General features: G+C 29.2%; 3 protein-coding genes. All 3 read right to left on the minus strand.

The window, feature by feature from the left end; translation table 11 throughout:
• Positions 1–369: nucleoside hydrolase (locus tag VK998_RS12405; RefSeq protein ID WP_325228826.1), on the minus strand; the 369-nt coding region annotated here is incomplete at its 3' end.
• Positions 370–373: 4 nt separating this feature from the next.
• Positions 374–1,360 carry a (Fe-S)-binding protein gene (locus tag VK998_RS12410; RefSeq protein WP_325228830.1) on the minus strand — a complete coding sequence of 329 codons (987 nt, stop codon included), beginning with the start codon at positions 1,358–1,360 and terminating at the stop codon, positions 374–376.
• 13 nt (positions 1,361–1,373) lie between these two features.
• Positions 1,374–2,061: TIGR04283 family arsenosugar biosynthesis glycosyltransferase (locus tag VK998_RS12415; RefSeq protein ID WP_325228833.1), on the minus strand; the 688-nt coding region annotated here is incomplete at its 5' end.

The following is a 2,061-nucleotide window of genomic DNA, read 5'->3' on the forward strand; positions in this document are numbered from 1 at the left end:
TATCTTTTCATAAAAATTATTATCCATCTGCCAAGCATGGTATAAATTCGTTAAAGAGCCTGTTGCTAATATAGATAACTCTCCATTATGCTTATCTGCCATCTCTACTAGAAATTTTCCAGCTTCATTGTTTTTATAAGAATCCTCAGAACCTTTAAAAACAGGAATTTCTGAACATCCAATATTTTTCATAAAAGAAATTGTATTTGGATATACAATATCCAATTTATTATTCCCAAATGTTGTATTTATGCCCAAGACTTCTGTGTCCTTTTGAGCTAAGGTGTATATGATTGCAAGACCATCATCTATATCACACCCATCTATGGAAAAAGTATTATCGCAATCTATTATTATTTTTCTAACCAAAGTATCACCTCTGTCTTTTAATGGAAAATAATGCTCTGTTTTTCACTGTAGCTATTCCTGTTGATATTTTTTCATCTGTATTAAGCAATTTACATAGGATATGTTCAACATTTACATTTGATTTTGTTATCATGCCTGCACAAGTTGCACAGTAAAGATATATTCTCTTATCATAAGCTTTAAACCCATCTTGTAGGTCCTTAGTCAACTCTTTCTCTTTTATAGATGCACAACCACCTGCCCCACAACATTGTATATTTGTTATTTCTTGGAGGCTGTTATTATCGATATACTTTTCTAACATTTTATAGATTGTCCTACTATCTTTATCTGGACATGGTAAAAATAATAATCCTTCTATTTTGTTAGAATTATCTTTAAAAATTAAACTCTCCATTATCTCATCGTGTTCATATATCATAGATATTTTAATATCTAAATTCTCTTTTAAATAATAATAACAATTGGGACATAATAATATTAGTTCTTCAATTCCTAATTCTTTAAATCTATTGTTTAATCTATCTCTTATATATCCCTTTTCTTTTTTTAAATTTAAATCAGATATAGGTTTGCCACAACAATCAAATATTGTAGAAATTCCAAAATTCTCTTTCAGTTTTTCTGAAATAATCATAGTGGTCTTAGGATAGTATGCCGGAAAATTACATCCAGGAAAGAGAGCCACTTTACTATTTACATTTGCATAGTTTTTAAAAATATAGTTTCTTTTTTCTAATAATAAAGCACCATAGCCATTTAAATATAAATTATAGCCCTCTTTTATTCTCTTTTCTCTCAAATCTAAAGATAACTGACGACCATCTATATCAACTGGACAAACCCTCTTACATTCTCCACAAAGATAACAGTTAAACGCAAGATGGGCTAGGTTAGCATATTCCTTTAAATTAATATTATATTTTTTTAAAAATGAACAGTGCTTCGTACATTTTCCACAGTTGATACATTTTTCATAGTTTACTGTCAAATCTTTCACCTTCCTATTTGTATAGATTTGCAATTACTTCAATGTCCTCTCCTTTTCTATACATGTATTGTAGTCTTTGCATCCTTGCCATTGTCCTAAGTCTACCATTCTTTACAAATCTTCTTTCTGAAGTCTTTATCTTTGTTCCTGCTAGAGCTATTTTTTCACCATCTGCTTTTATATCCATTGACAATTGATAGTCCTCCATAAGAGGTATCTCTGCAAATCCACCCAATTCATAGAAATAACTTCTGCTTATAAATATTCCCTGATCTCCAAAAGCTATGTTTCTTAGTCTAACTCTTAAATTTGACATAAAGCCACATATCTTCATAAGAATATTTCTACTATCAAATTTTATTTTAAAACAGCCAACTTTATAACCTTGGAAAATTATTTTTTGGATTTGATTAAGGGCATCACTAGGCAAAAAACTATCTGCATGTAAAAATAGAAGTATATCTCCTTTTGACAATGACGCTCCATAGTTCATTTGAAAAGATCTACCTTTCTTTGGAGAGTATACAAGTCTATGTTTTCCTTCAATTATTCTATTAGTTCCATCAGTACTTCCACCATCTACAAATATAATCTCACAATAATCCTTAAATTGTTTTAAACTATCTATTAATTCATCTATTGTAGAAGCTTCATTATATACTGGAACAATAATTGAAATCTTCTTATCTAATTCAATATTC

The organism is Schnuerera sp. (genome assembly GCF_035459645.1).
Classification (GTDB): Bacteria; Bacillota; Clostridia; order Tissierellales; family Tepidimicrobiaceae; genus Schnuerera.